Source organism: Pseudomonas sp. GM79 (assembly GCF_000282495.1).
Taxonomy (GTDB): domain Bacteria; phylum Pseudomonadota; class Gammaproteobacteria; order Pseudomonadales; family Pseudomonadaceae; genus Aquipseudomonas.
Map to the genome: position 1 here is coordinate 24,434 of NZ_AKJE01000114.1, position 21,726 is coordinate 46,159.

21 protein-coding genes are annotated in these 21,726 nt (G+C 59.2%); 11 read left to right on the forward strand and 10 right to left on the reverse strand.

Annotation, left to right across the window (positions count from 1 at the left end):
* The first annotated feature begins 3 nt into the window (after nt 1–3).
* From PMI36_RS01385 to PMI36_RS01375, 3 genes are read left to right on the forward strand one after another with little or no spacing between them, the layout of a single operon-like run.
* Nucleotides 4–1,083 carry a COX15/CtaA family protein gene (locus PMI36_RS01385; protein ID WP_008076230.1) on the forward strand — a complete coding sequence of 360 codons (1,080 nt, stop codon included), beginning with the start codon at nt 4–6 and terminating at the stop codon, nt 1,081–1,083.
* On the forward strand, nt 1,071–1,970 hold the full coding sequence (cyoE, locus tag PMI36_RS01380; RefSeq protein WP_007902827.1) for a heme o synthase: 900 nt from the start codon (nt 1,071–1,073) through the stop codon (nt 1,968–1,970). The genes PMI36_RS01385 and cyoE overlap by 13 nt, the downstream gene beginning before the upstream one ends.
* A complete protein-coding gene (locus PMI36_RS01375) occupies nt 1,967–2,602 on the forward strand; it encodes an SCO family protein (RefSeq protein ID WP_008076233.1) in 636 nt (211 codons plus the stop codon). Before cyoE ends, PMI36_RS01375 begins: the two co-directional genes overlap by 4 nt.
* 171 nt (nt 2,603–2,773) lie before the next feature.
* On the opposite strand, the gene PMI36_RS01370 is transcribed toward PMI36_RS01375, so the two are convergent.
* The 3 genes from PMI36_RS01370 to PMI36_RS01360 are packed head-to-tail and all read right to left on the reverse strand — an operon-like array spanning nt 2,774 to nt 5,289.
* On the reverse strand, nt 2,774–3,547 hold the full coding sequence (locus PMI36_RS01370; protein ID WP_008076235.1) for a MetQ/NlpA family ABC transporter substrate-binding protein: 774 nt from the start codon (nt 3,545–3,547) through the stop codon (nt 2,774–2,776).
* A gap of 60 nt (nt 3,548–3,607) precedes the next feature.
* A complete protein-coding gene (locus PMI36_RS01365; protein WP_008007981.1) occupies nt 3,608–4,282 on the reverse strand; it encodes a methionine ABC transporter permease in 675 nt (224 codons plus the stop codon).
* A complete protein-coding gene (locus tag PMI36_RS01360; protein ID WP_008076237.1) occupies nt 4,282–5,289 on the reverse strand; it encodes a methionine ABC transporter ATP-binding protein in 1,008 nt (335 codons plus the stop codon). The genes PMI36_RS01365 and PMI36_RS01360 overlap by 1 nt, the downstream gene beginning before the upstream one ends.
* Before the next feature lie 265 nt (nt 5,290–5,554).
* Here PMI36_RS01360 and katE point away from each other — a divergent pair, with 265 nt between their 5' ends.
* Nucleotides 5,555–7,693: a catalase HPII gene (gene katE, locus PMI36_RS01355; protein ID WP_008076240.1), complete on the forward strand. Its 2,139-nt coding sequence runs from the start codon at nt 5,555–5,557 to the stop codon at nt 7,691–7,693.
* A 96-nt stretch (nt 7,694–7,789) separates the two neighbouring features.
* Here the strand turns inward: katE and PMI36_RS01350 are convergent, their stop codons facing one another.
* The 4 genes from PMI36_RS01350 to zur are packed head-to-tail and all read right to left on the reverse strand — an operon-like array spanning nt 7,790 to nt 10,586.
* Nucleotides 7,790–8,506, reverse strand: a complete 717-nt coding sequence (locus PMI36_RS01350) for a PA5502 family lipoprotein (RefSeq protein WP_008076242.1) — start codon at nt 8,504–8,506, stop codon at nt 7,790–7,792.
* 37 nt (nt 8,507–8,543) lie between these two features.
* Complete coding sequence (gene znuB / locus PMI36_RS01345; RefSeq protein WP_008076244.1) at nt 8,544–9,332, reverse strand: zinc ABC transporter permease subunit ZnuB; 789 nt, start codon at nt 9,330–9,332, stop codon at nt 8,544–8,546.
* Entirely contained in the window at nt 9,325–10,104 is a 780-nt protein-coding gene (znuC, locus tag PMI36_RS01340) for a zinc ABC transporter ATP-binding protein ZnuC (RefSeq protein ID WP_008076246.1), read from the reverse strand. The genes znuB and znuC overlap by 8 nt, the downstream gene beginning before the upstream one ends.
* Nucleotides 10,104–10,586, reverse strand: coding sequence for a zinc uptake transcriptional repressor Zur (gene zur / locus PMI36_RS01335; RefSeq protein ID WP_008076248.1), 483 nt, complete (start codon nt 10,584–10,586; stop codon nt 10,104–10,106). Before zur ends, znuC begins: the two co-directional genes overlap by 1 nt.
* Nucleotides 10,587–10,652: 66 nt before the next feature.
* On the opposite strand from zur, the gene znuA reads away from it, so the two are divergent.
* Nucleotides 10,653–11,609: a zinc ABC transporter substrate-binding protein ZnuA gene (znuA, locus tag PMI36_RS01330; protein ID WP_008076251.1), complete on the forward strand. Its 957-nt coding sequence runs from the start codon at nt 10,653–10,655 to the stop codon at nt 11,607–11,609.
* 118 nt (nt 11,610–11,727) lie between these two features.
* Here the strand turns inward: znuA and PMI36_RS01325 are convergent, their stop codons facing one another.
* A complete protein-coding gene (locus PMI36_RS01325; RefSeq protein ID WP_008076252.1) occupies nt 11,728–12,678 on the reverse strand; it encodes a homoserine kinase in 951 nt (316 codons plus the stop codon).
* A 59-nt stretch (nt 12,679–12,737) separates the two neighbouring features.
* The gene (locus tag PMI36_RS01320; RefSeq protein ID WP_008076254.1) at nt 12,738–13,025 is read right to left on the reverse strand and encodes a DUF2782 domain-containing protein; all 288 of its coding nucleotides are present in this window, start codon (nt 13,023–13,025) and stop codon (nt 12,738–12,740) included.
* Between the two features lie 74 nt (nt 13,026–13,099).
* Between PMI36_RS01320 and polA the strand changes: the two genes are divergently transcribed.
* The gene (polA, locus tag PMI36_RS01315) at nt 13,100–15,868 is read left to right on the forward strand and encodes a DNA polymerase I (RefSeq protein WP_008076255.1); all 2,769 of its coding nucleotides are present in this window, start codon (nt 13,100–13,102) and stop codon (nt 15,866–15,868) included.
* A gap of 300 nt (nt 15,869–16,168) precedes the next feature.
* Here polA and yihA read toward each other — a convergent pair whose 3' ends face one another.
* The gene (gene yihA, locus PMI36_RS01310; protein ID WP_008076256.1) at nt 16,169–16,810 is read right to left on the reverse strand and encodes a ribosome biogenesis GTP-binding protein YihA/YsxC; all 642 of its coding nucleotides are present in this window, start codon (nt 16,808–16,810) and stop codon (nt 16,169–16,171) included.
* Between the two features lie 191 nt (nt 16,811–17,001).
* Here yihA and PMI36_RS01305 point away from each other — a divergent pair, with 191 nt between their 5' ends.
* The 5 genes from PMI36_RS01305 (at nt 17,002) to PMI36_RS01285 (ending at nt 21,695) form a co-directional block, all read left to right on the forward strand.
* Nucleotides 17,002–17,292, forward strand: coding sequence for a c-type cytochrome (locus PMI36_RS01305; RefSeq protein WP_003196231.1), 291 nt, complete (start codon nt 17,002–17,004; stop codon nt 17,290–17,292).
* A 46-nt stretch (nt 17,293–17,338) separates the two neighbouring features.
* On the forward strand, nt 17,339–17,950 hold the full coding sequence (locus PMI36_RS01300) for a c-type cytochrome (RefSeq protein ID WP_008076257.1): 612 nt from the start codon (nt 17,339–17,341) through the stop codon (nt 17,948–17,950).
* Between the two features lie 197 nt (nt 17,951–18,147).
* The gene (locus PMI36_RS01295) at nt 18,148–18,789 is read left to right on the forward strand and encodes a thiol:disulfide interchange protein DsbA/DsbL (RefSeq protein WP_008076258.1); all 642 of its coding nucleotides are present in this window, start codon (nt 18,148–18,150) and stop codon (nt 18,787–18,789) included.
* 14 nt (nt 18,790–18,803) lie between these two features.
* Nucleotides 18,804–19,664: an endonuclease/exonuclease/phosphatase family protein gene (locus tag PMI36_RS01290; protein ID WP_008076259.1), complete on the forward strand. Its 861-nt coding sequence runs from the start codon at nt 18,804–18,806 to the stop codon at nt 19,662–19,664.
* A complete protein-coding gene (locus PMI36_RS01285) occupies nt 19,665–21,695 on the forward strand; it encodes a GGDEF domain-containing protein (RefSeq protein WP_008076260.1) in 2,031 nt (676 codons plus the stop codon).
* Nucleotides 21,696–21,726: the final 31 nt, after the last annotated feature.

Here is a 21,726-nt window from a genome sequence, read left to right on the forward strand (position 1 = left end):
GTCATGGCCAAACCTGGATTTCGCCTCGCGCTGTTTGCCACCTTGCTGGCACTGATTGTGGTGTTGCTCGGCGCCTACACACGCCTGACTCACGCTGGCCTTGGCTGTCCGGACTGGCCCGGCTGCTACAGCTTTATCAGCGTGCCGAACAGCGAAGCCCAATTGGCCCATGCCGAACTGCATTTTCCCGACGCACCGGTGGAAGCCAACAAAGGCTGGAACGAGATGCTTCATCGCTACTTCGCCGGCACATTGGGGCTGCTGATCGCAGTGTTGGCGGGACGCGCCTGGACCCATCGTCATCACCCGGGGCAGCCAGTGAAATTACCGTTGTTTGTGCTGGCGGTGGTGTTCGCCCAAGCGGCGTTCGGCATGTGGACGGTGACGCTCAAGCTCTGGCCGCAAGTGGTCACCGGGCATTTACTTGGCGGCTTTGCGACCTTGAGCCTATTGTTTCTGCTGACCTTGCGACTGTCCGGCGTGTTGCCGGCGCTAACCGTGCCACGGCGTTTGCAGCACTGGGCGACCGCCGGCTTGTTGCTGGTGATCCTGCAAATTGCCCTTGGTGGCTGGGTCAGCTCCAATTACGCGGCGGTGGCCTGCATCGACTTTCCAACCTGCCACGGGCAATGGCTGCCACCGACTGATTTCGCCAACGGCTTTCACCTGACCCAACACATCGGCCCCAATTACCTGGGCGGGCAGCTGGACAGCGATGCCCGCACCGCGATTCACCTGACTCATCGCATCGGCGCATTGCTGGTCACCCTCGTGCTGCTCGGCCTGGCCTGGCAATTGAAGGTCGTCGGCATGACGCGCCTGGCCGCCATGGTGCTGATCGTCCTTGCCGCACAAATCACCCTGGGTATCAGCAACGTGGTGTTTCACTTACCGCTGCCGGTGGCCGTCGCCCACAACGCCGGGGGCGCAGCGCTGCTGCTGACGATGGTGCTGGTCAATTATCACGCGCGAACCAGCCTGGTTCGGGTCAAGCATCAGCCCCCGGTACGCTGGCGCCTCAGCCTGCGTAAACACTCGGCCGGGCCCATAACAATAAAAGGAGAAATGCCATGGCGACCCTGATCGGCGAACGTCACAGTCAGGCCATCTGGCGCGATTACCTGGAGCTGACCAAGCCGAAAGTGGTGGTGCTGATGCTCATCACCTCGCTGGTCGGCATGTTTCTCGCGACCCGCGCCGGGGTGCCGTGGACGGTGCTGGTGTTCGGCAATCTGGGGATCGCCTTGTGTGCCGGCGGTGCGGCGGCGGTCAACCATGTGGTGGACCGGCGCATAGACGCCGTCATGGCCCGGACCCACAAACGGCCCTTGGCCGAAGGCCGGGTTTCTCCAACCGCTGCGCTGACTTTCGCGCTGGTGCTGGCGGTGCTCGGCCAAGCTCTGCTGCTAGCCTTCACCAACCCGTTGACGGCATGGCTGACCCTCGCCTCCTTGCTCGGTTATGCCGTGGTTTACACCGGCTTCCTGAAACGCGCGACGCCGCAGAACATCGTCATCGGCGGCCTTGCCGGTGCGGCCCCGCCGCTGCTCGGCTGGACCGCCGCCACCGGCCATGTCAGCGCCGAACCATTGCTGTTGGTGCTGATTATCTTCGCCTGGACTCCACCGCATTTCTGGGCGCTGGCGATTCACCGCAAAGAGGAATACGCCAAGGCTGACATTCCGATGCTGCCGGTGACCCATGGCGAGCACTACACCAAAGTTCACATCCTGCTTTATACCTTTGCGCTACTGGCCGTCAGCCTGATGCCCTACGTGATCCACATGAGCGGCGTGCTCTACCTGATTTGTGCCCTCGCACTGGGCGCGAGGTTTCTGCAATGGGCCGTGGTGCTGTACCGTGGCACTCGGCCGCACGCGGCGATCAACACGTTCAAGTACTCTATTTACTACTTGTTCCTGCTGTTTATCGCGCTGCTCGTAGACCACTACTTACTGTTGAACCTATGACTCGAACCCAGAAAACCGTCTTCATTCTCGTCGCCTTGATCGCGCTGATCCTGGGCCTGACCATCAACAAAGTACTGACCGGAAAAAGCCAGGGCGACCCGACGGCACTGATCGATGCGGGGATCATCCTGTTGCCCCAAAGCCGTAACCTGCCGGACGTGAAGATGACCGATCAGGACGGCAAGCCGGTGGCGATCAACGAGCTGAAAGGCAAATGGAGTGTGTTGTTCTTCGGCTACACCTTCTGCCCGGACATCTGCCCAACCACCCTCGCCCAACTGCGGCAGATCAAGAGTGAACTGCCGGCGGATGCTGTGGACAAGTTGCAGGTCGTTTTGGTCAGCGTCGACCCGAATCGCGATACGCCCAAGCAACTCAAGCAATACCTGGGCTATTTCGATCCGCAATTCATCGGGCTGACGGCATCCTCGGTCGAAGACCTTCAGAAGCTGGCCAACGCGGTGAGCATTCCGTTTATTCCGGCGGACACCAGCAAGCCTAACTACACCGTTGATCACAGCGGTAATCTGGCGGTGATCGGGCCGGACGGGACGCAGCGTGGGTTCATTCGTGCACCGTTGAACAACCAGAAACTGGTGGCGCAGTTGCCGGTAATGCTCAAGCGCGAATAACCAACACAATACCCTGTGGGAGCGGGCTTGCTCGCGAAAGCGGTGTAACAGTCAACATTGATGTTGGATGTTATGGCCTCTTCGCGAGCAAGCCCGCTCCCACAGGTACGGTGTTTCAGGCACAAAAAAGGGGCGCAGTGATTGATTGCGCCCCTTTTTTCATTTAGCTGATCAGAACGCCGGCAATACCGCACCTTTGTACTTCTCGAGAATGAAAGCTTTCACTTCCGGGCTGTGCAGGGCAGCAACCAGTTTCTGCATCGCAGCGCTGTCCTTGTCGTCCGGACGGGCAACGAGGATGTTCACGTACGGCGAGTCGCTGCCTTCGATAACCAGCGCATCCTTGGATGGGTCAAGCTTGGCTTCCAGCGCGTAGTTGGTGTTGATCAGCGCCAGGTCGACCTGAGTCAGCACGCGCGGGATGGTCGCGGCTTCCAGTTCACGGAATTTCAGGTCCTTGGTGTTCTCGGTGATGTCCTTGACGGTCGACAGGATGTTGTTCGAATCCTTCAACTTGATCAGGCCAGCCTTCGCCAGCAGCAACAGCGCACGACCACCGTTGGTGGCGTCGTTCGGGATCACCACGTTGGCGCCGCCCGGCAGCTCGGTCAGCGCTTTGTACTTGCTGGAGTAAGCGCCCAGCGGCTCCAGGTGCACGCCGGCAACGCTGACAAGGTTGGTGCCCTTGGCCTTGTTGAACTCATCCAGGTACGGCTGGTGCTGGAAGAAGTTGGCGTCCAGACGCTTCTCGGCCACCTGCACGTTCGGCTGGATGTAGTCGGTGAAGACTTTGACCTTCAGGTCCACGCCTTCTTTGGCCAGGGCCGGTTTAACGAACTCGAGGATTTCCGCGTGAGGTACCGGGGTAGCCGCGACGGTCAGGGTGTCGGCAGCGTGTGCGGAAAAGGCTGCAACGGCAGCGAACGCGACGAGTAGTTTTTTCATTCAGCTAACTCCTTGTGAGACGCCCGTATGGCGCCTGCCAGCGAATGGCCGGCTCATGACTTATTTACGTGAGAAGTGGACAACCAATTTGTCGCCAACCGTTTGCAGCACTTGAACCAGCATCAGCAGCAACACCACCGTCACAACCATCACATCCGTCTGGAAGCGCTGGTAACCGAAACGGATCGCCAGGTCGCCCAGACCGCCAGCGCCGACCACACCGGCCATTGCCGTGTAGGACACCAGTGTAATCGCTGTCACCGTAATCGCCGCGAAGATGCCGGGACGGGCTTCCGGCAACAAGGCGTTGGTGATGATCTGACGTGTCGTCGCGCCCATGGCCTGGGTTGCCTCGATGATGCCGCGATCCACTTCACGCAGGGCGGTTTCCACCAGTCGTGCGAAAAACGGAGTCGCGCCCACCACCAGCGGTGGAATCGCACCGGCGACACCCAGGGAGGTGCCAGTGATCAACACGGTGAACGGAATCATCACGATCAGCAAAATGATGAACGGCAGCGAACGCAGAATGTTCACCACCAACGACAGCATCGCGTAGACACCTTTGGCTTCCAGCAACTGGCGCGGGCTGCACAGAAACAACAACACGCCCAGCGGCAGGCCCAACAGTACGGTGAACAACAGCGAACCGCCGAGCATCAGCAGGGTGTCGCCGGTGGCCAGCCAGATTTCGTACCAATCGATATTGGAGAAGAAACTCATCAGCACTTCCATCAGCGCAGCACCTCCATGTGGACGTCAGCTGCGGTGAAGCGGGCAAACGCCGCTTCCATGTCGCCACCGGTGACGGCCAGGGTCAATTGCCCGTAAGGGACGTCTTTGATGCGATCGATGCGACCGGCCAGGATGCTGTAGTCCACGCCCGTTTCCCGAGCAACGGTTCCCAGCAACGGCGCGTAGGTCGCTTCGCCCTGGAAGGTCAGACGCACGATGCGCCCCGGTACGTGAGCGAAGTCGTCGCGCTGTTCGCTTTCGTCGATTTGCTCGTCTTCCTGCACGAAGCGCTTGGTGGTCGGATGCTTGGGATGCAGGAACACCTCGGCCACCGGGCCCTGTTCGACGATCTTGCCGGCGTCCATCACCGCCACCTGATCGCAGACCCGACGGATCACATCCATTTCGTGGGTGATCAGGACGATGGTCAGTTTCAGCTCGCGGTTGATCTCGGCCAGCAGTTGCAGGACCGACGCCGTGGTTTGCGGGTCCAGGGCACTGGTGGCTTCATCGCACAACAGGATTTTCGGTTTGGTTGCCAGGGCGCGGGCGATGCCGACACGCTGTTTCTGACCACCGGACAATTGCGCCGGGTACTTTTTCGCATGGTCAGCCAGGCCGACCCGCGCCAGCAACTCCGCCACACGCCGGTCGATTTCGCTACGGGACAGTTCACCGGCGAGGGTCAGCGGCAGCGCGACATTGTCGGCCACGGTTTTGGACGCCAGCAGGTTGAAGTGCTGGAAAATCATCCCGACCTGCTGACGGAAACGCCGCAGGCTATTGGCGTCCAGCGCGGTGACTTCTTCACCATCGACGATGATCTTGCCCCCACTGGAGTTTTCCAGGCGGTTGATCAGACGCAGCAGGGTACTTTTTCCCGCGCCGGAATGGCCGATCAGGCCAAAGACCTGACCATTCTCAATCGTCAGACTGGTCGGATGCAGGGCGGGAATATCCTTACCGGCGACGCGGTAAGTTTTGTGGACGTTTTGAAACTCGATCACGTAGCGAACCTTGTGGGGCGCGTTAGAAAAGGATCAGCGGTTAGCCGGGCGGGCATTTTAGCCTGTCCGTATAGAGGTTATTAGCATTTATTCCGCATTCAACCAGCGATTTGGCAATAACGCGATCAAAGGTCAGAAAAAGGGAACGGCGCCAACGCGCCATCGGTCACTGATTAAGCAACTCGAGAATGCCTGGATGCCGTGTCTGCCCAATGGCTCATAAGCCTTGGCCACGACGGGAATCGCAACGAGGAGTTTATGTCTGATGAGTACTAAAAAGCCTGCCGCCCCCAAAAGCGCACTGGCCGGGACCGCTACCCTGGACCGCAGCAACACCAATGCCAAGCTCGAAAGCCTGGAAAAATTTCGCTCCGATGCCACCGAACAGGCCTTGCGCACCAACCAGGGTGTGAAGGTCGCGGACAATCAGAACACGTTAAAGGGCGGCGCGCGCGGGCCGTCGTTGCTGGAAGACTTCATCATGCGTGAAAAGATCACGCACTTTGACCATGAACGCATTCCCGAGCGGATCGTCCATGCCCGTGGTACCGGTGCCCACGGTTACTTCCAGCCATACGAAACCCATTCCTCACTGACCAAGGCCGGGTTCCTACAAGACCCAAGCCAAAAAACGCCGGTTTTTGTGAGGTTTTCCACGGTGCAAGGTCCGCGCGGGTCAGGCGATACCGTGCGGGACGTACGAGGTTTCGCGGTGAAGTTTTTTACCGACGAAGGCAACTTCGATCTGGTGGGCAACAACATGCCGGTGTTCTTCATTCAGGATGCGGTCAAGTTTCCTGACTTCGTACATGCGGTAAAACCCGAACCCCACAACGATATTCCTACCGGTGGTTCGGCCCACGATACGTTCTGGGACTTTGTTTCTCTGGTGCCGGAATCCGCGCACATGGTGATGTGGACCATGTCCGACCGGGCGATCCCCAAAAGCCTGCGCACCATGCAGGGCTTCGGCGTGCACACGTTTCGCATGATCAACGCCGAAGGCAAGGCGCGCTTCGTCAAATTCCACTGGCGCCCCGCCGCCGGCACCTGCTCCCTGGTGTGGGATGAGGCGCAGAAGCTCGCCGGCAAAGACACCGACTTCCACCGTCGCGATCTCTGGGAGTCCATCGAGATAGGGGACTACCCGGAATGGGAATTGGGCGTACAGGTCGTCGAGGAAGAAAGCGAACATGCCTTTGATTTCGACCTGCTTGATCCGACCAAAATCATTCCCGAAGAAGTCGTCCCCATCACTCCGCTGGGCAAGATGGTGCTCAACCGTAACCCGGATAACTTCTTCGCCGAGACCGAGCAGGTCGCCTTCTGCCCTGGGCATATCGTGCCGGGGATCGATTTCTCCAATGACCCGTTGCTGCAAGGCCGGTTGTTTTCCTACACCGATACGCAGATCAGCCGACTGGGCGGGCCGAATTTTCATGAGATCCCGATCAACCGCCCGGTAGCACCCTTCCATAACGGTCAACGGGATGCCCAACATCGCACCACCATCGACAAGGGACGCGCTTCCTACGAACCAAACTCCATCGACAGCGGCTGGCCCAAAGAAACCCCACCGGCAGCGCAGGACGGCGGCTTCGAGACTTATCCAGAGCGCATCGACGCTGCGAAAATCCGTCAGCGCAGTGAGTCGTTCAGCGACCACTTCTCTCAGGCGCGGCTGTTCTTTCACAGCATGAGCACGCACGAGCAGGAACACATCATCGCGGCCTACAGCTTCGAGCTGGGCAAGGTCGAACGCGAATTTATTCGTACCCGGCAGGTGAATGAGATCCTGGCCAATATCGATCTGGAACTGGCCAAACGCGTGGCGCAGAACCTGGGCTTGCCGGTACCGAAGGCCGGAACGGTCGAGGTGCGTAAAACGTCACTCGACCATTCCCCCGCCCTGAGCCAGGCCAACCTGCTGTCGGGGGACATCAAAACCCGAAAAGTGGCCATTCTGGCGGCCAACGGGGTGGACGGCGCGGCGATCGATGCGATGAAGAGGGCTCTGATGGCCGAAGGCGCGCACGCCAAACTGCTCGGCCCGACCTCGGCCCCCGTGACAACCGCCGATGGCAAAGCGCTGCCGGTGGATGCGTCGATGGAAGGGCTGCCTTCTGTAGCGTTCGACGCCGTGTTCGTGCCAGGTGGCGCGGCGTCGATCAAGGCGCTGAGTACTGATGGTGTAGCGCTGCATTACCTGCTGGAAGCCTATAAGCACTTGAAAGCGATTGCGCTGCACAGCGAGGCCAGGCAGTTGTTGGATGTGTTGAAGCTGGAAGTGGATGCGGGGGTAATCGTGGGTAACGATGCCAAGCTGTTCGAGGCGTTTTTTGCCGCGATCGGACAGCATCGGGTTTGGGATAGGGAGCCAAAGGCCAAGGCGATTCCGGCTTGAGGATCTTTATCGAACAGGAGGACGCCTTCGCGGGCAAGCCTCGCTCCTACCGGGTTTACGCTGCACCTGTAGGAACGAGGCTTGCCCGCGAAGCTTTTAAGGCTTGCGCGGACTCAAAACCATCTGCGCCGGAATGTTGCGCAGAATCTGCTTCTCCAGCTTCAGATCAAACTCCGAATCCAGCTTCTTCACCCGTTTGGTCAGCAGCGTGGCCAGCCATGGGTAATCCTGAGTGCGCGGTGCCTGAATGCTCACGTCGCACTGATAATTCACCACATCGGCGGCGATGGCATCCAGTTGACGACGAAGCTTGCTCATATCGGTGAGGTTCAACGCCACCGTAGTGCTTTCAGCCGTCGGGTCGATGACTTTGGCCTGAGGTTTGGCTTCGGCAGCCTTGAGAGCTGCTTCGGCTTTATCCAGTTCAGCCTTGCGCGCATGGACAATGGCACTGTTGACGCCACCGGTCAGCGCCGGGGCCTTGGGCATCAGCACCCGGGCACGGCTGAGGGCGGTGGCTGCTGCATTCACATCACCTTTTTGCAGCACGATCTGGCTACGCAGCAAATAAGCTTCGGCCAGTTGCCGCTGGTATTGCTCGAGGGATTGATCGTTGGGCGACTCGGCCTGCAAAGCCGCCAATTGTCCTTCGGCGGTGGCCAGTTCGCTGCTGGCCAGGCTTTGTTCCAGCTGTGCGATCGCCGTGGCCCGCGCATCGGGGGCCTCGGTGGCCGCCGGTGACGTGCTTTGGCAAGCGCCCAGCAGCAGCGAAAATGCGACAAGGAGCAGATAACGGGAGGCGAACGGCTTCATTCCTGCGACTCTCTATTTGCGCAAAAAACGAGCAAGTCTACACCCCTCGACGGGGCAGGACAAAACTCAGCAGAAACAGCGCAGCGGCCGCCACCACAATCGACGGGCCGGCCGGGGTGTCCTTGAACCAGGACAACGCCAGCCCGCCACACACCGCGAGCATGCCCAGCAGGCTCGCGCCCAGTGCCATCTGCTCCGGCGAGCGGGCGTGACGCTGTGCCGCAGCCGCCGGAATAATCAGTAACGAAGTAATCAGCAACACGCCGACGATTTTCATCGCCACGGCGATCACCACGGCGATCAGCAACATCAGGACCAGACGCAACGCCGCCACCGGCAAACCTTCCACCTTGGCCAGCTCTTCATGCACCGTGATCGCCAGCAAGGGTCGCCATAGCGTTACAAGTAATACCAGCACCGCCGCGCTGCCGCCGAGGATCCAGGCCAGATCGGTCGGGCTGATCGCCAGCAAATCGCCGAACAGATAGGCCATCAGGTCGATCCGCACTTCATGCATGAAGCTTAGTACCACCAAGCCAAGCGAGAGCGTACTCGGTGCGAGAATTCCCAACAGCGTGTCGGACGCCAACGGTTGCCGTTGTTGCAACGTCACCAGCAATACCGCCAGCAACAAGCAGCCTACCGTAACGGCAACGGTCGGGCTGACATCCAGCAGAAAACCCAGTGCCACGCCGAGCAATGCGGCATGGGATAGCGTGTCGCCGAAATAGGCCATGCGTCGCCAGACCACGAACGAACCCAGCGGGCCCGCGACCAGCGCCAGGGCCAGACCTGCAAGCAGGGCAAAGAGCAGAAAATCAGCCATGCTTGCAGCTATCTCCATGAACGTGAGTGGACGGGACCGCGCTGACCACCGAGCCATGCAGGTCGTGGGCGTGGTCGTGATGGTGGTGATAAATCGCCAGGCTTTGCGCGTTTTTTCCGAACAGCTCGACGAACGCCGGATCGCCGCTGACTTGCTCGGGATGCCCGGAACAGCAGACATGACGATTCAGGCACACCACCTGGTCGGTGGTGCTCATCACCAGATGCAAATCGTGAGAGACCATCAAAACGCCGCAACCATGACGATCACGCAAGCGTGTGATCAGGCTGTAGAGCTCGGCTTGACCGGCCACGTCGACGCCTTGTACCGGCTCATCAAGCACCAGCAATTCCGGTTCGCGCAGCAATGCCCGCGCCAGCAGCACCCGCTGCATTTCGCCACCGGAAACACTTTGCACCGGACTGTCGATCACCTGCTCGGCACCGACTTCCTTGAGGGCGGCTAACGCTCGAGCGCGGTCCACCCCCGGGACCAGACGCAAAAAACGCAGCACCGAAAGCGGCAGAGTCGGATCGACATGGAGCTTTTGCGGCATGTAACCGACGCGCAACTTCGGCTTGCGCCAGACGCTACCGCTGTCCGGTTTCAACAGGCCAAGTACCGCGCGCACCAGCGTGGTTTTGCCGGCACCGTTAGGGCCGATCAAGGTAACGATCTGCCCCGGCTCGACACTCAGCTCGATGTTGTCCAGCACGTTTTGCCCGGCAAAGGTGACGGCCACCTGCTCGAGGCGAATCAGCGCGTTGCTCATCAAGCCCCCTGGCAACCCGAGCAGAGACCGATGACTTCAACGGTCTGGGCTTCGACGATAAATCCGACATCTTTGGCGCTATCGATGATCGCGTCGCTGATGGATTTCTGTTCGAGTTCGATGGCGGCGTGGCATTCGCGGCAAATCAGAAACTGCCCCTGGTGGGCGTGTTCCGGGTGATTGCAGCCGACGAAGGCGTTCAACGAGGAGATGCGATGTACCAAGCCGTTTTCCAGCAGGAAATCCAGCGCGCGGTAAACGGTAGGAGGCGCGGCGCGACGGCCGTCCTGCTCGCTGAGCACCGCCAGAATGTCATAGGCGCCCAACGGTTTGTGGCTTTGCCACACCAGTTCCAGCACTCGTCGGCGCAAAGCGGTCAGGCGCAGCCCCTGACGTGCGCACAAGACATCGGCCTCAGACAATGCGCTATGTACGCAATGAGAGTGGTCGTGGGGACGGCTGGCAATCGGTGTTTTAGGCATGAGCGGCGACGAGTTTTGTGAGAGACGTTATTATGTTACCCGTTCTCGCCTCTTCGAGTGGTCATCGTGTCCCGACTTTTTTCTATCTTTGTCGCATTTGTCGCCAGTTTTCTGCTGATCGGCTCAGCTCAAGCAGAGGTTAAAGTCCTCACCAGCGTCAAACCTCTGCAGCTGATAGCCGCGGCGGTGCAGGACGGCGTAGCGGTTCCGGAAGTTTTGCTGCCGCCCGGCGCCTCGCCCCATAACTATGCCTTGCGCCCATCCGATGTACGGAAAGTGCAATCGGTGGATCTGCTGTACTGGATCGGCCCGGACATGGAAGGTTTCCTGCCTCGCGTGCTGAAAGGTCGTGCGCTGCCCAGCGTCGCGGTGCAGGATTTGCCGGGCCTGAAACTGCGACATTTCGCCGAAGATAACCATTCCCACGCCGAAGAAGCCGACGAAGCCGACGAAGCCGACGAAGCCGACGAAGCCGACGAGCATGACCACGATCACCGCCCCGGTAGCCTGGATGCACACTTGTGGTTGTCACCGATCAACGCCCGAGTGATCGCCACCAAAATGGCCACCGATCTGAGCGCCGCCGATCCGGCCAACGCGGCGCGCTACCAGAGCAACCTCAAGGCATTCGATGAACGCCTGGATGCTTTAGACCTGCGCCTGAAGGCCCGTCTGGCGGGTATCGCGGGCAAGCCATATTTCGTGTTCCACGAAGCCTTCGACTACTTCGAAGACGCTTACGGCCTCAAGCACACTGGCGTATTCAGTGTCGCAGCCGAAGTACAACCCGGTGCCCAGCACGTCGCGGCGATGCGCACGCGGTTGCAGGAAGTCGGCAAGACTTGCGTGTTCAGCGAACCACCGCTGCGCCCACGTCTGGCAGAAACCCTGGTGGCCGGGCTGCCGGTGAAACTGGCGGAACTGGATGCGCTCGGCGGGTACACGCCAGCGACCGCTCAAGGGTATGAGCAACTGCTGGAAAAGCTGGGGAATGATTTGGCGGGGTGTCTGGAGTCGCTGTAGTTCCGAAAATTGTGTCGCCCCCAATCGCGGGCAAGCCACGCTCCCCCAGAGTTTGTATCGTTCGCCAATATTATGAACGGCACAAATTCTGTGGGAGCGTGGCTTGCCCGCGATGCTTTTAGAGGGCGAAAGGCAGCGGTGTGTGGACCTTCTGCCGCTGCATCAGCCGCAACTGAAATTCCATCGGATCGTGAATCAACACGTCCTGCCCGGCGAAAGACTCCGCGGCGATCAACCGCGACAACCAGAACCGTACGCACGCCACGCGCAGCATGGTCGGCCATAGCTCGGCTTCAGCAGCGGTAAACGGTCGAAGCGCGGCATAAGCGCCCAGCAATGCCCGCGCCCGAGCGCCATCAAGCTGCCCTTGCTCGTCCGAACACCAATCGTTCAAGGCAATCGCCACGTCATAGAGCATCGGCCCCGAACACGCGTTATAGAAGTCGATCAACCCGGTCAGGTGCGTGCCTTCGAACATTGCGTTATCGCGGAACAGGTCGGCGTGGATGTTGGCCCGCGGCAGCGCCAGAATTTTCGTCTTCTGCTGTGTGATTTCATCCAGCGCCCGTTGCAGCAAATCGCTTTGCTCGGCATTCAGGTGCGAAAGCAACTGCGTGCCCTCTTCCAGCATCCAGTCCAGGCCGCGATCGGTTTTGCGTTTGATCATGTTGGCCTGGGTCGCCAGGTGCAGATGAGCCAGCAGCTCGCCGACCTGAGCGCAATGCTGCGCGTTGGCGTCCTTGATGTGCTTGCCCGCCAGACGGGGCTGCAACAGCGCAGGTTTACCGGCCAGTTCGCGCAACGCGACGCCGTCGGTGGTGCGCAGGGCATAAGGCACCGGCAGGTTGGCGTCGTGCAGCACGTCGAGCAGTTCGATGAAAAACGGCATCTCCTGCACCGGACCGCGCTCGACCAGGGTCAGGACAAACTCACCCTGCTCCAGGCTGATAAAGAAATTGGTGTTTTCGCTACCGGCGGCGATCCCCTGGAAATCAAGCAGGCGGCCAAGCCCGTAAGGGGCGAGAAAGGTTTCCAGCTCGGGCCGAGCCAGGGGGGTGAACACAGACATGGTTAAAACTGCCAGTACGGGCGCCGCGACTGCCGGCGCCGATTTAAGTTAGGAGCGGTTTACCACTCGAATATTTTCCACGACGGAATCAGCATATCCGGCTGGTCCGAGCGGATGAAGTTACCGTCGGAGCCATCAGCGCGCACCAGGAAATACGGTTTGCCGACTTTCGGGGTCACCTTGATGGCATACAAAAAACCATTTTGCCGATACTCCTGAATGGTTTTATCGCCTTCCGTGCGGATTGTTACATCCGGGTCTGCCGAGGGCGCATCGTCCGCCGCCATGACAGCCAATGGAGTGATTGCAAACAAGCCAGCCAGCAACAAGCGATTTAGTGTGCGCATGATAACCTTGTCCCTTTGTCGTCAACGGTCCCGCTATTCTAGCGCCGGACCCGCCGAAAAGGTTGATCCTGCTCATGAGCCAAGCCCCCCTCGTCCTGGTGGACGGTTCTTCTTATCTGTACCGCGCCTTTCACGCGCTGCCACCGCTGACTACGTCCAAAGGCCTGCCGACCGGTGCGGTCAAAGGCGTTTTGAACATGCTCAAGAGTCTGCGCAAGCAGTACCCGGACAGCCCGTTCGCCGTGGTATTCGACGCCAAGGGCGGGACGTTCCGCGACGCAATGTTCGCCGAATACAAGGCCAATCGCCCAAGCATGCCCGATGACATGCGGGTTCAGATCGAACCGTTGCACGCCAGCGTCAAGGCCTTGGGCTTTCCATTGCTGTGCGTGGACAACGTCGAAGCCGACGACGTGATTGGCACCCTGGCCCGCAGCAGCGCGGCTGCCGACCGTCCGGTGGTGATCTCCACCGGCGACAAGGACATGGCGCAACTGGTCGACGGGCACATTACCTTGGTCAATACGATGACCGGTAGCGCGCTGGACGTGGAAGGCGTGAAGGAGAAATTCGGCGTCGCTCCCGAGCAGATCATCGATTATCTGGCACTGATGGGCGATTCGTCCGACAACATCCCGGGCGTTCCGGGTATCGGTCCCAAGACCGCTTCCGGCCTGCTGGTCGGCGTGAATGGCGGCCTGACCGAGCTCTATGCACAGCTCGACATCGTCCCGACCCTGCCGATTCGCGGCGCCAAAACCTTGCCGGCCAAGCTCGAAGAGCATAAGGAGATGGCGTTCCTCTCCTATCAACTGGCAACCATCAAGATCGACGTGCCGCTGGACATCGGTCTCGATGACCTGCAAATGGGCCAGCCGGATCACGACAAACTCGCCGAGCTCTACACCCTGCTGGAATTCAAAAGCTGGTTCGAAGAGAACCAGCGTGACGCGAAGCGCTCGGGTCAGGAAATTGTCGAGGTCACCCAGGAACAGCCGGGCGCCGCCGAAGCGAAGTACGAAACCATCCTCGACCAAAAGCACTTCGAGGCCTGGCTGGACAAGCTCGACAAGGCGCCGTTGATTGCCTTCGTCACCGAAACCAACGGCAGCGATGCCCAACATGCACAACTGGTGGGCCTGTCGTTTTCCGTCGCGGCCAACGAAGCGGCCTACATTCCGCTGACCCATTCCTACATGGGTGTGCCGGAGCAACTGGATCGCGACACTGTGCTGCTGGCGCTGAAGCCGCTGCTGGAAAACCCGAATAAGCTGAAAGTCGGCCAACACGCCAAGTTCGAAACCAATATCCTCGCCAACTGCGCCATCGGTGGCGATCAGAGCAACGGGATTATTGTTCAGGGCATTGCCTACGACACCATGCTCGAGTCTTACGTCCTGGACTCGACGGCCACCCGCCACGACATGGACAGCCTGGCGCTCAAGTACCTGGGCCAAAGCAAGAGCGACATTCAAGGGATCGCGGGCAAAGGCGTCAAACAGCTGACTTTCGACCAGATATCTCTTGAGCTGGCAGGCCCCTATGCCGCCGAAGACGCTGACGTTACCTTCCGTCTGCACCTGGCATTGCAGGATAAACTGGCAGCAACGCCAAGCCTGGGCAAAGTGCTCAACGAGATTGAAATGCCGCTGATGCCGGTTCTGGCCCGAATCGAACGCCAGGGCGCGCTCGTGGATGCCAACCTGCTGGGCATCCAGAGTGTCGAACTGGGCGAGAAACTGGTCGCCCTTGAGCGCGAGGCCTTTGCCATTGCCGGTGAGGAATTCAACCTGGGCTCGCCAAAGCAACTGGGCGTGATCCTCTACGAAAAGCTCGGCTTGCCCGTACTCAGCAAAACCGCCAAGGGCCAGGCCTCGACCGCCGAAGCGGTGTTGGCCGAATTGGCCGAACAGGACTACCCGCTGCCCAAGGTGCTGATGCAATACCGCTCGCTGAGCAAGCTCAAAAGCACCTATACCGACCGTTTGCCAGAGCAGATCAACACTCGCACCGGGCGCATTCATACGTCTTACCAGCAAGCCGTCGCCGCCACCGGACGTTTGTCGTCCATCGACCCGAACCTGCAGAACATTCCGATTCGCACTGCCGAAGGTCGTCGGATTCGTCAGGCGTTCGTCGCGCCGAAAGGCTACAAGCTGCTGGCCGCGGACTACTCGCAAATCGAACTGCGGATCATGGCGCATCTGGCCAAGGACGAAGGTTTGCTGCACGCCTTCCGCAACAACCTCGATGTACACCGGGCAACGGCCGCAGAGGTGTTTGGCGTCGAGCTGGACGCAGTCACCAACGATCAGCGTCGCAGCGCGAAAGCCATCAACTTCGGTTTGATCTACGGCATGAGCGCGTTTGGCCTGGCCAAGCAGATCGGCGTGGACCGTAAACAGTCCCAAGCCTACATCGACCGCTACTTCGCCCGTTATCCCGGCGTACTGGAATACATGGAGCGCACGCGCGCCCAGGCCGCCGAGCAAGGTTTCGTCGAAACCATCTTCGGCCGTCGTCTCTACCTGCCGGAAATCAACGCGAAAAACCAGGCTCTGCGCAAAGCTGCCGAGCGCACGGCAATCAATGCCCCAATGCAAGGCACCGCGGCGGACATTATCAAGAAAGCCATGGTAACGGTGGATAACTGGCTGACTTCGTCAGGCCTGGACGCCAAAGTCATCTTGCAGGTACACGATGAATTGGTGCTTGAGGTACGTGAGGATCTGATCGATCAGGTGCGTGAGGACATTCGCATGCACATGAGCAGCGCCGCCCAACTGGATGTACCGCTTCTGGTCGAGGTAGGCGTAGGCAACAACTGGGATGAAGCGCACTGATCAGCCTGAACGACGCCTGTGCTGCGGCCTTATGCCGCAGCACAAAATAACGAAGGGCTATAGTGCGGAAAATGACATCGATTATTTCCAATGGTTTTTGAAAATAGTCTGAACTAAATCCGTGAACCGCCACTCAGAGATACTGAATGGCTGGTGAAGCCCTTCGATGCTCCTATGTTGTGTTAAGTGTTGGCAGATATCTGGACCCCGCCCTAGCGGTCCGGAACTTGAACCCCGGAACTTCTCCCTCCCCATATGAAGTCCGGGGTTTTTTTTGCCTGGCTTTTCACCTGTAAAGCCTTACTCGGCAGCCTCGCTGCCCTTGTCCGCCAACTCCATCCAGCCCGCCAGTACAGTGTAGGCGTCTTCCAGCCCCATGCGTTTGGGTGCCGAAAACAGCTGGATAGTGATCGTATCGCCCCAGCCCTTGCGGATTTCCGACTGAACCTTGAGCAGCACGTTTTTCGCCGCACCGTAGGTCAGCTTGTCTGCCTTGGTCAGCAAAATATGCATCGGCATGCCGCTGGCGACAGCCCAATCGAGCATCAGCAGGTCGAAATCGGTCATTGGATGACGGATGTCCATCATCAGAATCAAACCTTTCAAACTCTCGCGGCCGCCCAGATAGGCTTCGAGGTGACGCTGCCAGTGCATCTTCAACGGAATTGGTACTTTTGCGTAACCGTAACCCGGCAGGTCGACCAGACGGCGTTCATCGTCTAGCTTGAAGAAGTTCAACAGCTGCGTGCGACCCGGAGTTTTCGAGGTACGCGCCAGGCTGGCGTGTGTCAGGGTGTTCAATGCGCTGGACTTGCCGGCGTTGGAACGCCCGGCGAAGGCCACTTCAAAGCCTTCGTCGTCGGGGCATTGATCGACTTTGGCGGCGCTGAGCATGAAGGTGGACTGTTGGCACAGACCGAGGATGGGGTTCTTGAGTTGCATGGGATTTCCGATGTGGGCGGCGCCGGGAATGGACGCGGCAAGCAGTGTCGTTTCCGTTTCAGTGACGCCAGTATATAATGCCGCAGATTTTGTGTGCGCTTTGTCCCAGCGTAGGATGAAGTTCACGAGAGCGATTAACCTTGATTGCGCATTAGAACGCAGCACGCTCTCAACCCTGAAAAGGTCGTTTTATGACGAAATGGCTGCTAGCTGCCGGTGTCTTGATGCCGCTTTACAGCGCTCAGGCTACACAGGATCCGGAAGCTGTGTACAACCGTGTTTGTGGTGCCTGTCATTCCGGCCAACTACCCATGGCGCCCCGCAAGGGCGATCAGGAAGCTTGGACGCCGAGGTTGGCGAAAGGTATGGAGACGCTGGTGCAACACGTGACCCAGGGTTTCAAGGCGATGCCGCCGCGTGGTTTGTGCATGGACTGCAGTGCCGAGGATTACCGAGCCATCATCCAGTGGATGAGCGAGTAAACCCGGTCCATAACTCTTTAACCCTTAGCCGTAGTTGGATTAGCTGATGAACAAATTGATCGTGAGTCTGCTGTTGACCGTGGGGATCTCCGGTATTGCCCATGCTGCAGGTGATGCGACTGCTGGTCAGGCGAAAGCCGCAGTATGTGGCGCCTGTCATGGCCCGGATGGCAATAGCATGGCGCCTAACTTTCCGAAACTGGCAGGTCAGGGCGAGCGTTATCTGAACAAGCAGCTGCACGACATCAAGTCCGGCAAACGCACGGTACTGGAAATGACCGGCCTGCTGACCAACCTGAGCGATCAGGACCTGGCTGATATCTCCGCCTACTTCGCCAGCCAGAAAGGCAGCGTTGGCGCCGCCGACCCGAAAGTCGTGGCTCGCGGTGAAGCACTGTTCCGTGGCGGTGATCTGGCCAAGGGCCTGCCAGCTTGCACTGGTTGCCACTCGCCTAACGGTACCGGTAACGCCGCTGCCGGCTTCCCGCATCTGGGCGGCCAGCATGCCCAGTACGTCGGCAAGCAACTGACCGACTTCAGAAAAGAAGAAGGTGGCCGCACCAACGACGGCGATACCAAACCGATGCAGAGCATCGCTAAAAAGCTGAGCGACGAAGATATCGCCGCAGTCTCCAGCTATATTCAAGGCTTGCACTGAGATCGATCGAACAAGCGTTGCTAGAGATGTACATCTCTAGCAACGTTAACACTCGATTAATCCGTCGATGCAAACATAAAAAGGGTGGCTTTGGCTGCCCTTTTTTGTGGCCGCTGCCGTTACACTACAAACTCAGCCCGCCAGGATCTGTCTGAAAACAGGTCGCGCGAGGCGTCCAATTTGTCCAGGAGTAAAGCATGCGTAATCTGATCATCAGCGCCGCACTCGTCGCTGCCAGCCTGTTCGGCATGACTGCCCAAGCCGCCGAAAAACCTGAAGCGCCCTATGTCGAACTGAGCAATCCGGTCCCGGTGGCCGCACCTGGCAAAATCGAAGTCGTGGAGCTGTTCTGGTACGGCTGCCCGCATTGCTATGCCTTCGAACCCGTCATTAACCCATGGGTTGAAAAACTGCCTTCCGACGTGAACTTCGTGCGCATTCCGGCCATGTTTGGCGGCCCTTGGGACGCACACGGCCAGATGTTCCTGACCCTTGAAGCCATGGGCGTCGAAAGCAAGGTTCACGCGGCAGTTTTCGAAGCGATTCAGAAAGAACACAAGAAACTGACCGACAAAGACGACATGGCGGACTTCCTGGCGACCCAAGGTGTAGACAAGGACAAGTTCCTGGCCACCTTCGACTCCTTCGCCATCAAGGGCCAAATCAACAAAGCCAAAGAGCTTGCAAAGAAATATGAAATCTCCGGCGTGCCTACCATGATCGTCAATGGCAAGTATCGCTTTGACATCGGCTCTGCCGGCGGTGCCGAACAAGCGCTGAAACTGGCCGACCAACTGGTTGCCAAAGAGCGAGCGGCAACCAAGGCCGTCGCCAACTAAGCGCGGCACCTGCCATGCGCCGCTGGGGAACTGAACGCATCGTTGGCCTGCATGATCCGCAGGTCAACGAGCATCACCTGGAATCAACGGGGTTGCCCGTGGACAGCCGTCTGCGTTTGCTCAGTTTCAATATCCAGGTTGGTATCAGTACCGAGCGCTATCGGCACTATCTGACCCGCGGCTGGCAGCATCTGCTGCCGCACACCGGGCGTGCCGACAACCTGCAAAAAATCGGTAATCTGCTGGGCGACTTCGATCTGGTCGCCTTGCAGGAAGCCGATGGCGGCAGCCTGCGATCAGGTTACGTCAATCAGGTCGAACACCTGGCGCAGCTCGGCGCCTTCCCCTACTGGTATCAACAACTCAATCGCAACCTCGGTCATCTCGGTCAGCACAGCAATGGTGTACTCAGCCGCCTGCGCCCGTGGGCGATTGAAGATCATCCGCTGCCGGGGCCCAAGGGGCGCGGGGCCATTCTGGTGCGCTTCGGCGAAGGTCCGGAGGCACTCGTGGTGGTGATGATGCACCTGGCGCTGGGCGCTCGAGCCCGTAGCCTGCAACTGGCCTACATCCGCGAGCTGATTGGCGGTTATAAACACCAGGTGCTGATGGGCGACATGAATACCCATGCCAGTGACTTGCTGCAAAACTCCCCGTTGCGTGATCTAGGCCTGCTCGCGCCGCAACTGGAAGCGACCTTTCCCAGCTGGCGCCCGCAGCGTTGCCTGGACCATATTCTGCTCAGCCCCACCCTGACCCTTGAAAAGGTCGAAGTGCTGGCACAGCCCATTTCCGATCACCTGCCGGTCGCGGTAGAGATTCGTCTGCCGGGTTCGCTCACGGCCGATGCATTGCCCGCGTTGAGTCCTGCCTGAATGAGCGACGAAGCACAGCGCTGGAAAGAGAAATACCTCAAAAGCATCGAACAACAAGAAAAACTGGAACGTCGATGGGACGCCCGGCTTGATTTGTTGCGTCGTGGGCTGGTGCGCAGCACCCTGGCCGCAGAAGGTACCGATCGCACCGTTGATCAATGCATGAAGGAAATGCGTGAAGTCGTACGCACCGATGACATGGACGCCGGCCTGGCTGCCTTGCTGCCACGCCTGGAAAGAGCCGTGCTCGACTCCGAGCAGCGCCGGGAAACCAGGGTCAATCAAGTCAGTGCCGCCCTGACAGCGCTGGTCTCTCAGTTGCAAGCATTGCCGCTGCCCCGGGAAGTGAGCCGGCCACTGAAGCATTTCGCCAAGCAACTGGACGGACGCGTAAGCCAGGCTCGCGAAATCCCGTTGCTGCTCAGTGAGCTGAGCGGCTTGCAAGGCAAAGCCTTGAACCTGCTGGAGAACCCTGCCGAACCTGATCGTCCGGGTTTTCTGCAGCGGTTGTTCAGTAGGGAAACGGAAGAGACCGCGCCACAGCTCGCCGTGCCCGAATCGCAAATGCCTGCCCCGCAACCTGTCGAACCGGTTGCAGCCTCGCCGGCCGAGCCCCCACAAGCGACGGTCAATCTCGCGCCAGCCGCCGATAAACCGCAAGGGGTATTGCCAACCGTCGAAGCCGCGATGCCCGCCGCTGCACCCCCCGAGCCAGCGCAAATTGAGGCGCCCATAGCAATGGCACCTGCGGCTGAAGTCGTGGCGTTTGAGCCACCCATCCTTGAGCCAGAAGCTACGAGCAGCCAAGTCACGGAGCTACCAACCCGGCCCGATATCGAGCAACCACAAGAGCCGGTTCCGGCGATCGCCCTACCGGCCACTCTTCTGTCGGCAATCAATCCCGATGAGCTCACTCCGGTGGCCATCGATCCAGAGCCGTCCGGGCACGATATTCTGTATGCCCTGCCGGACTCGCCGGAGCCGTCCTATAGCTCTGTCGCCAAGCACATCGAAGACACCCTGCTGGGCCTTCTCGATGACCTGGCGCTGCCTGAGCGCCATCGTCCGCAAGCCGAGGCGATGCGCGATCGTCTTCAAAATGGCTTGAACTGGTACGAACTGCTGCCAATTCTCGATGACCTGGCCACATTGATGCTGGCAATCACCGACAGCGGCCAGCACGAATTCGAAGCCTATTTGAAGCAACTCAACGAACGCCTCGAGTCTTTCCAGAGCAACCTGCAAGCCGCGAGCGAAGGCCACGCCGACAACCGCTCAGCCGCGCGGGATATGGACACGCAGATTCGCGAGCAAGTCGACGGCTTGCAAAGCAGCATGCAGGAAGCGGCCGACCTTGATGATCTCAAGCATGTGCTGGAAAACCATCTTGAAGGCCTGCTCGGCACCATGGACCAACACCAGAAGCAGCGTGATGAGCGTGAGCAGGAAGTAGCGGCCCGCCTGCAAAGCCTGGCCGAAAGGGTTGCCCACATGGAGCAGGAAGCCCTGGGCTACCGTGAGCATCTCGAAGAACAGCGTCAGAAGGCGCTGATCGATCCACTGACGGGTCTACCCAATCGAGCAGCCTGGAGCGAACGCCTGGAGCACGAAATAGGTCAATGGCAACAACATGGCAATACCCTGTTGCTGGCAATGCTCGACCTCGACCATTTCAAACGCATCAACGACAACTATGGCCATCTGGCGGGCGACAAGGTACTGAAAATCATCGCCAACGTGCTACGCAAGCGTCTGCGTGGGACTGATTTCATTGCCCGATTTGGAGGTGAGGAGTTTGTGCTATTGATGCCTGCCACACTTCCTATGGTCGGCGCGAAACTACTGGAAACCTTGCGCGCATCGATCGAAGCCTGCCCATTCCACTTCAAGGGCGAGCGAGTCACCATCACCATTTCCATGGGATTGACTGCCTTCAGACCAGGCGAACACAGCGATCTGGTGCTTAAAAGAGCCGATCAGGCGCTATATCGGGCGAAAAACAATGGCCGAAATCGAGTAGAACCGGGCTGATAGCTAATTGTTCCATTTTGTTTAAAACAGC

Bases quoted from the DNA above. Each gene is read 5' to 3' on its own strand.
- znuB (WP_008076244.1), bottom strand. From the start codon at position 9,332: ATGGCTGATTTTCTGCTCTTTGCCCTGCTTGCAGGTCTGGCCCTGGCG.
- znuC (WP_008076246.1), bottom strand. From the start codon at position 10,104: ATGAGCAACGCGCTGATTCGCCTCGAGCAGGTGGCCGTCACCTTTGCC.
- PMI36_RS01350 (WP_008076242.1), bottom strand. From the start codon at position 8,506: ATGAAGCCGTTCGCCTCCCGTTATCTGCTCCTTGTCGCATTTTCGCTG.
- PMI36_RS01375 (WP_008076233.1), top strand. From the start codon at position 1,967: ATGACTCGAACCCAGAAAACCGTCTTCATTCTCGTCGCCTTGATCGCG.
- PMI36_RS01295 (WP_008076258.1), top strand. From the start codon at position 18,148: ATGCGTAATCTGATCATCAGCGCCGCACTCGTCGCTGCCAGCCTGTTC.
- PMI36_RS01285 (WP_008076260.1), top strand. From the start codon at position 19,665: ATGAGCGACGAAGCACAGCGCTGGAAAGAGAAATACCTCAAAAGCATC.
- PMI36_RS01365 (WP_008007981.1), bottom strand. From the start codon at position 4,282: ATGGAAGTGCTGATGAGTTTCTTCTCCAATATCGATTGGTACGAAATC.
- cyoE (WP_007902827.1), top strand. From the start codon at position 1,071: ATGGCGACCCTGATCGGCGAACGTCACAGTCAGGCCATCTGGCGCGAT.
- polA (WP_008076255.1), top strand. From the start codon at position 13,100: ATGAGCCAAGCCCCCCTCGTCCTGGTGGACGGTTCTTCTTATCTGTAC.
- yihA (WP_008076256.1), bottom strand. From the start codon at position 16,810: ATGCAACTCAAGAACCCCATCCTCGGTCTGTGCCAACAGTCCACCTTC.
- PMI36_RS01325 (WP_008076252.1), bottom strand. From the start codon at position 12,678: ATGTCTGTGTTCACCCCCCTGGCTCGGCCCGAGCTGGAAACCTTTCTC.
- PMI36_RS01305 (WP_003196231.1), top strand. From the start codon at position 17,002: ATGACGAAATGGCTGCTAGCTGCCGGTGTCTTGATGCCGCTTTACAGC.
- PMI36_RS01370 (WP_008076235.1), bottom strand. From the start codon at position 3,547: ATGAAAAAACTACTCGTCGCGTTCGCTGCCGTTGCAGCCTTTTCCGCA.
- katE (WP_008076240.1), top strand. From the start codon at position 5,555: ATGAGTACTAAAAAGCCTGCCGCCCCCAAAAGCGCACTGGCCGGGACC.
- zur (WP_008076248.1), bottom strand. From the start codon at position 10,586: ATGCCTAAAACACCGATTGCCAGCCGTCCCCACGACCACTCTCATTGC.
- PMI36_RS01385 (WP_008076230.1), top strand. From the start codon at position 4: ATGGCCAAACCTGGATTTCGCCTCGCGCTGTTTGCCACCTTGCTGGCA.
- PMI36_RS01300 (WP_008076257.1), top strand. From the start codon at position 17,339: ATGAACAAATTGATCGTGAGTCTGCTGTTGACCGTGGGGATCTCCGGT.
- PMI36_RS01290 (WP_008076259.1), top strand. From the start codon at position 18,804: ATGCGCCGCTGGGGAACTGAACGCATCGTTGGCCTGCATGATCCGCAG.
- PMI36_RS01320 (WP_008076254.1), bottom strand. From the start codon at position 13,025: ATGCGCACACTAAATCGCTTGTTGCTGGCTGGCTTGTTTGCAATCACT.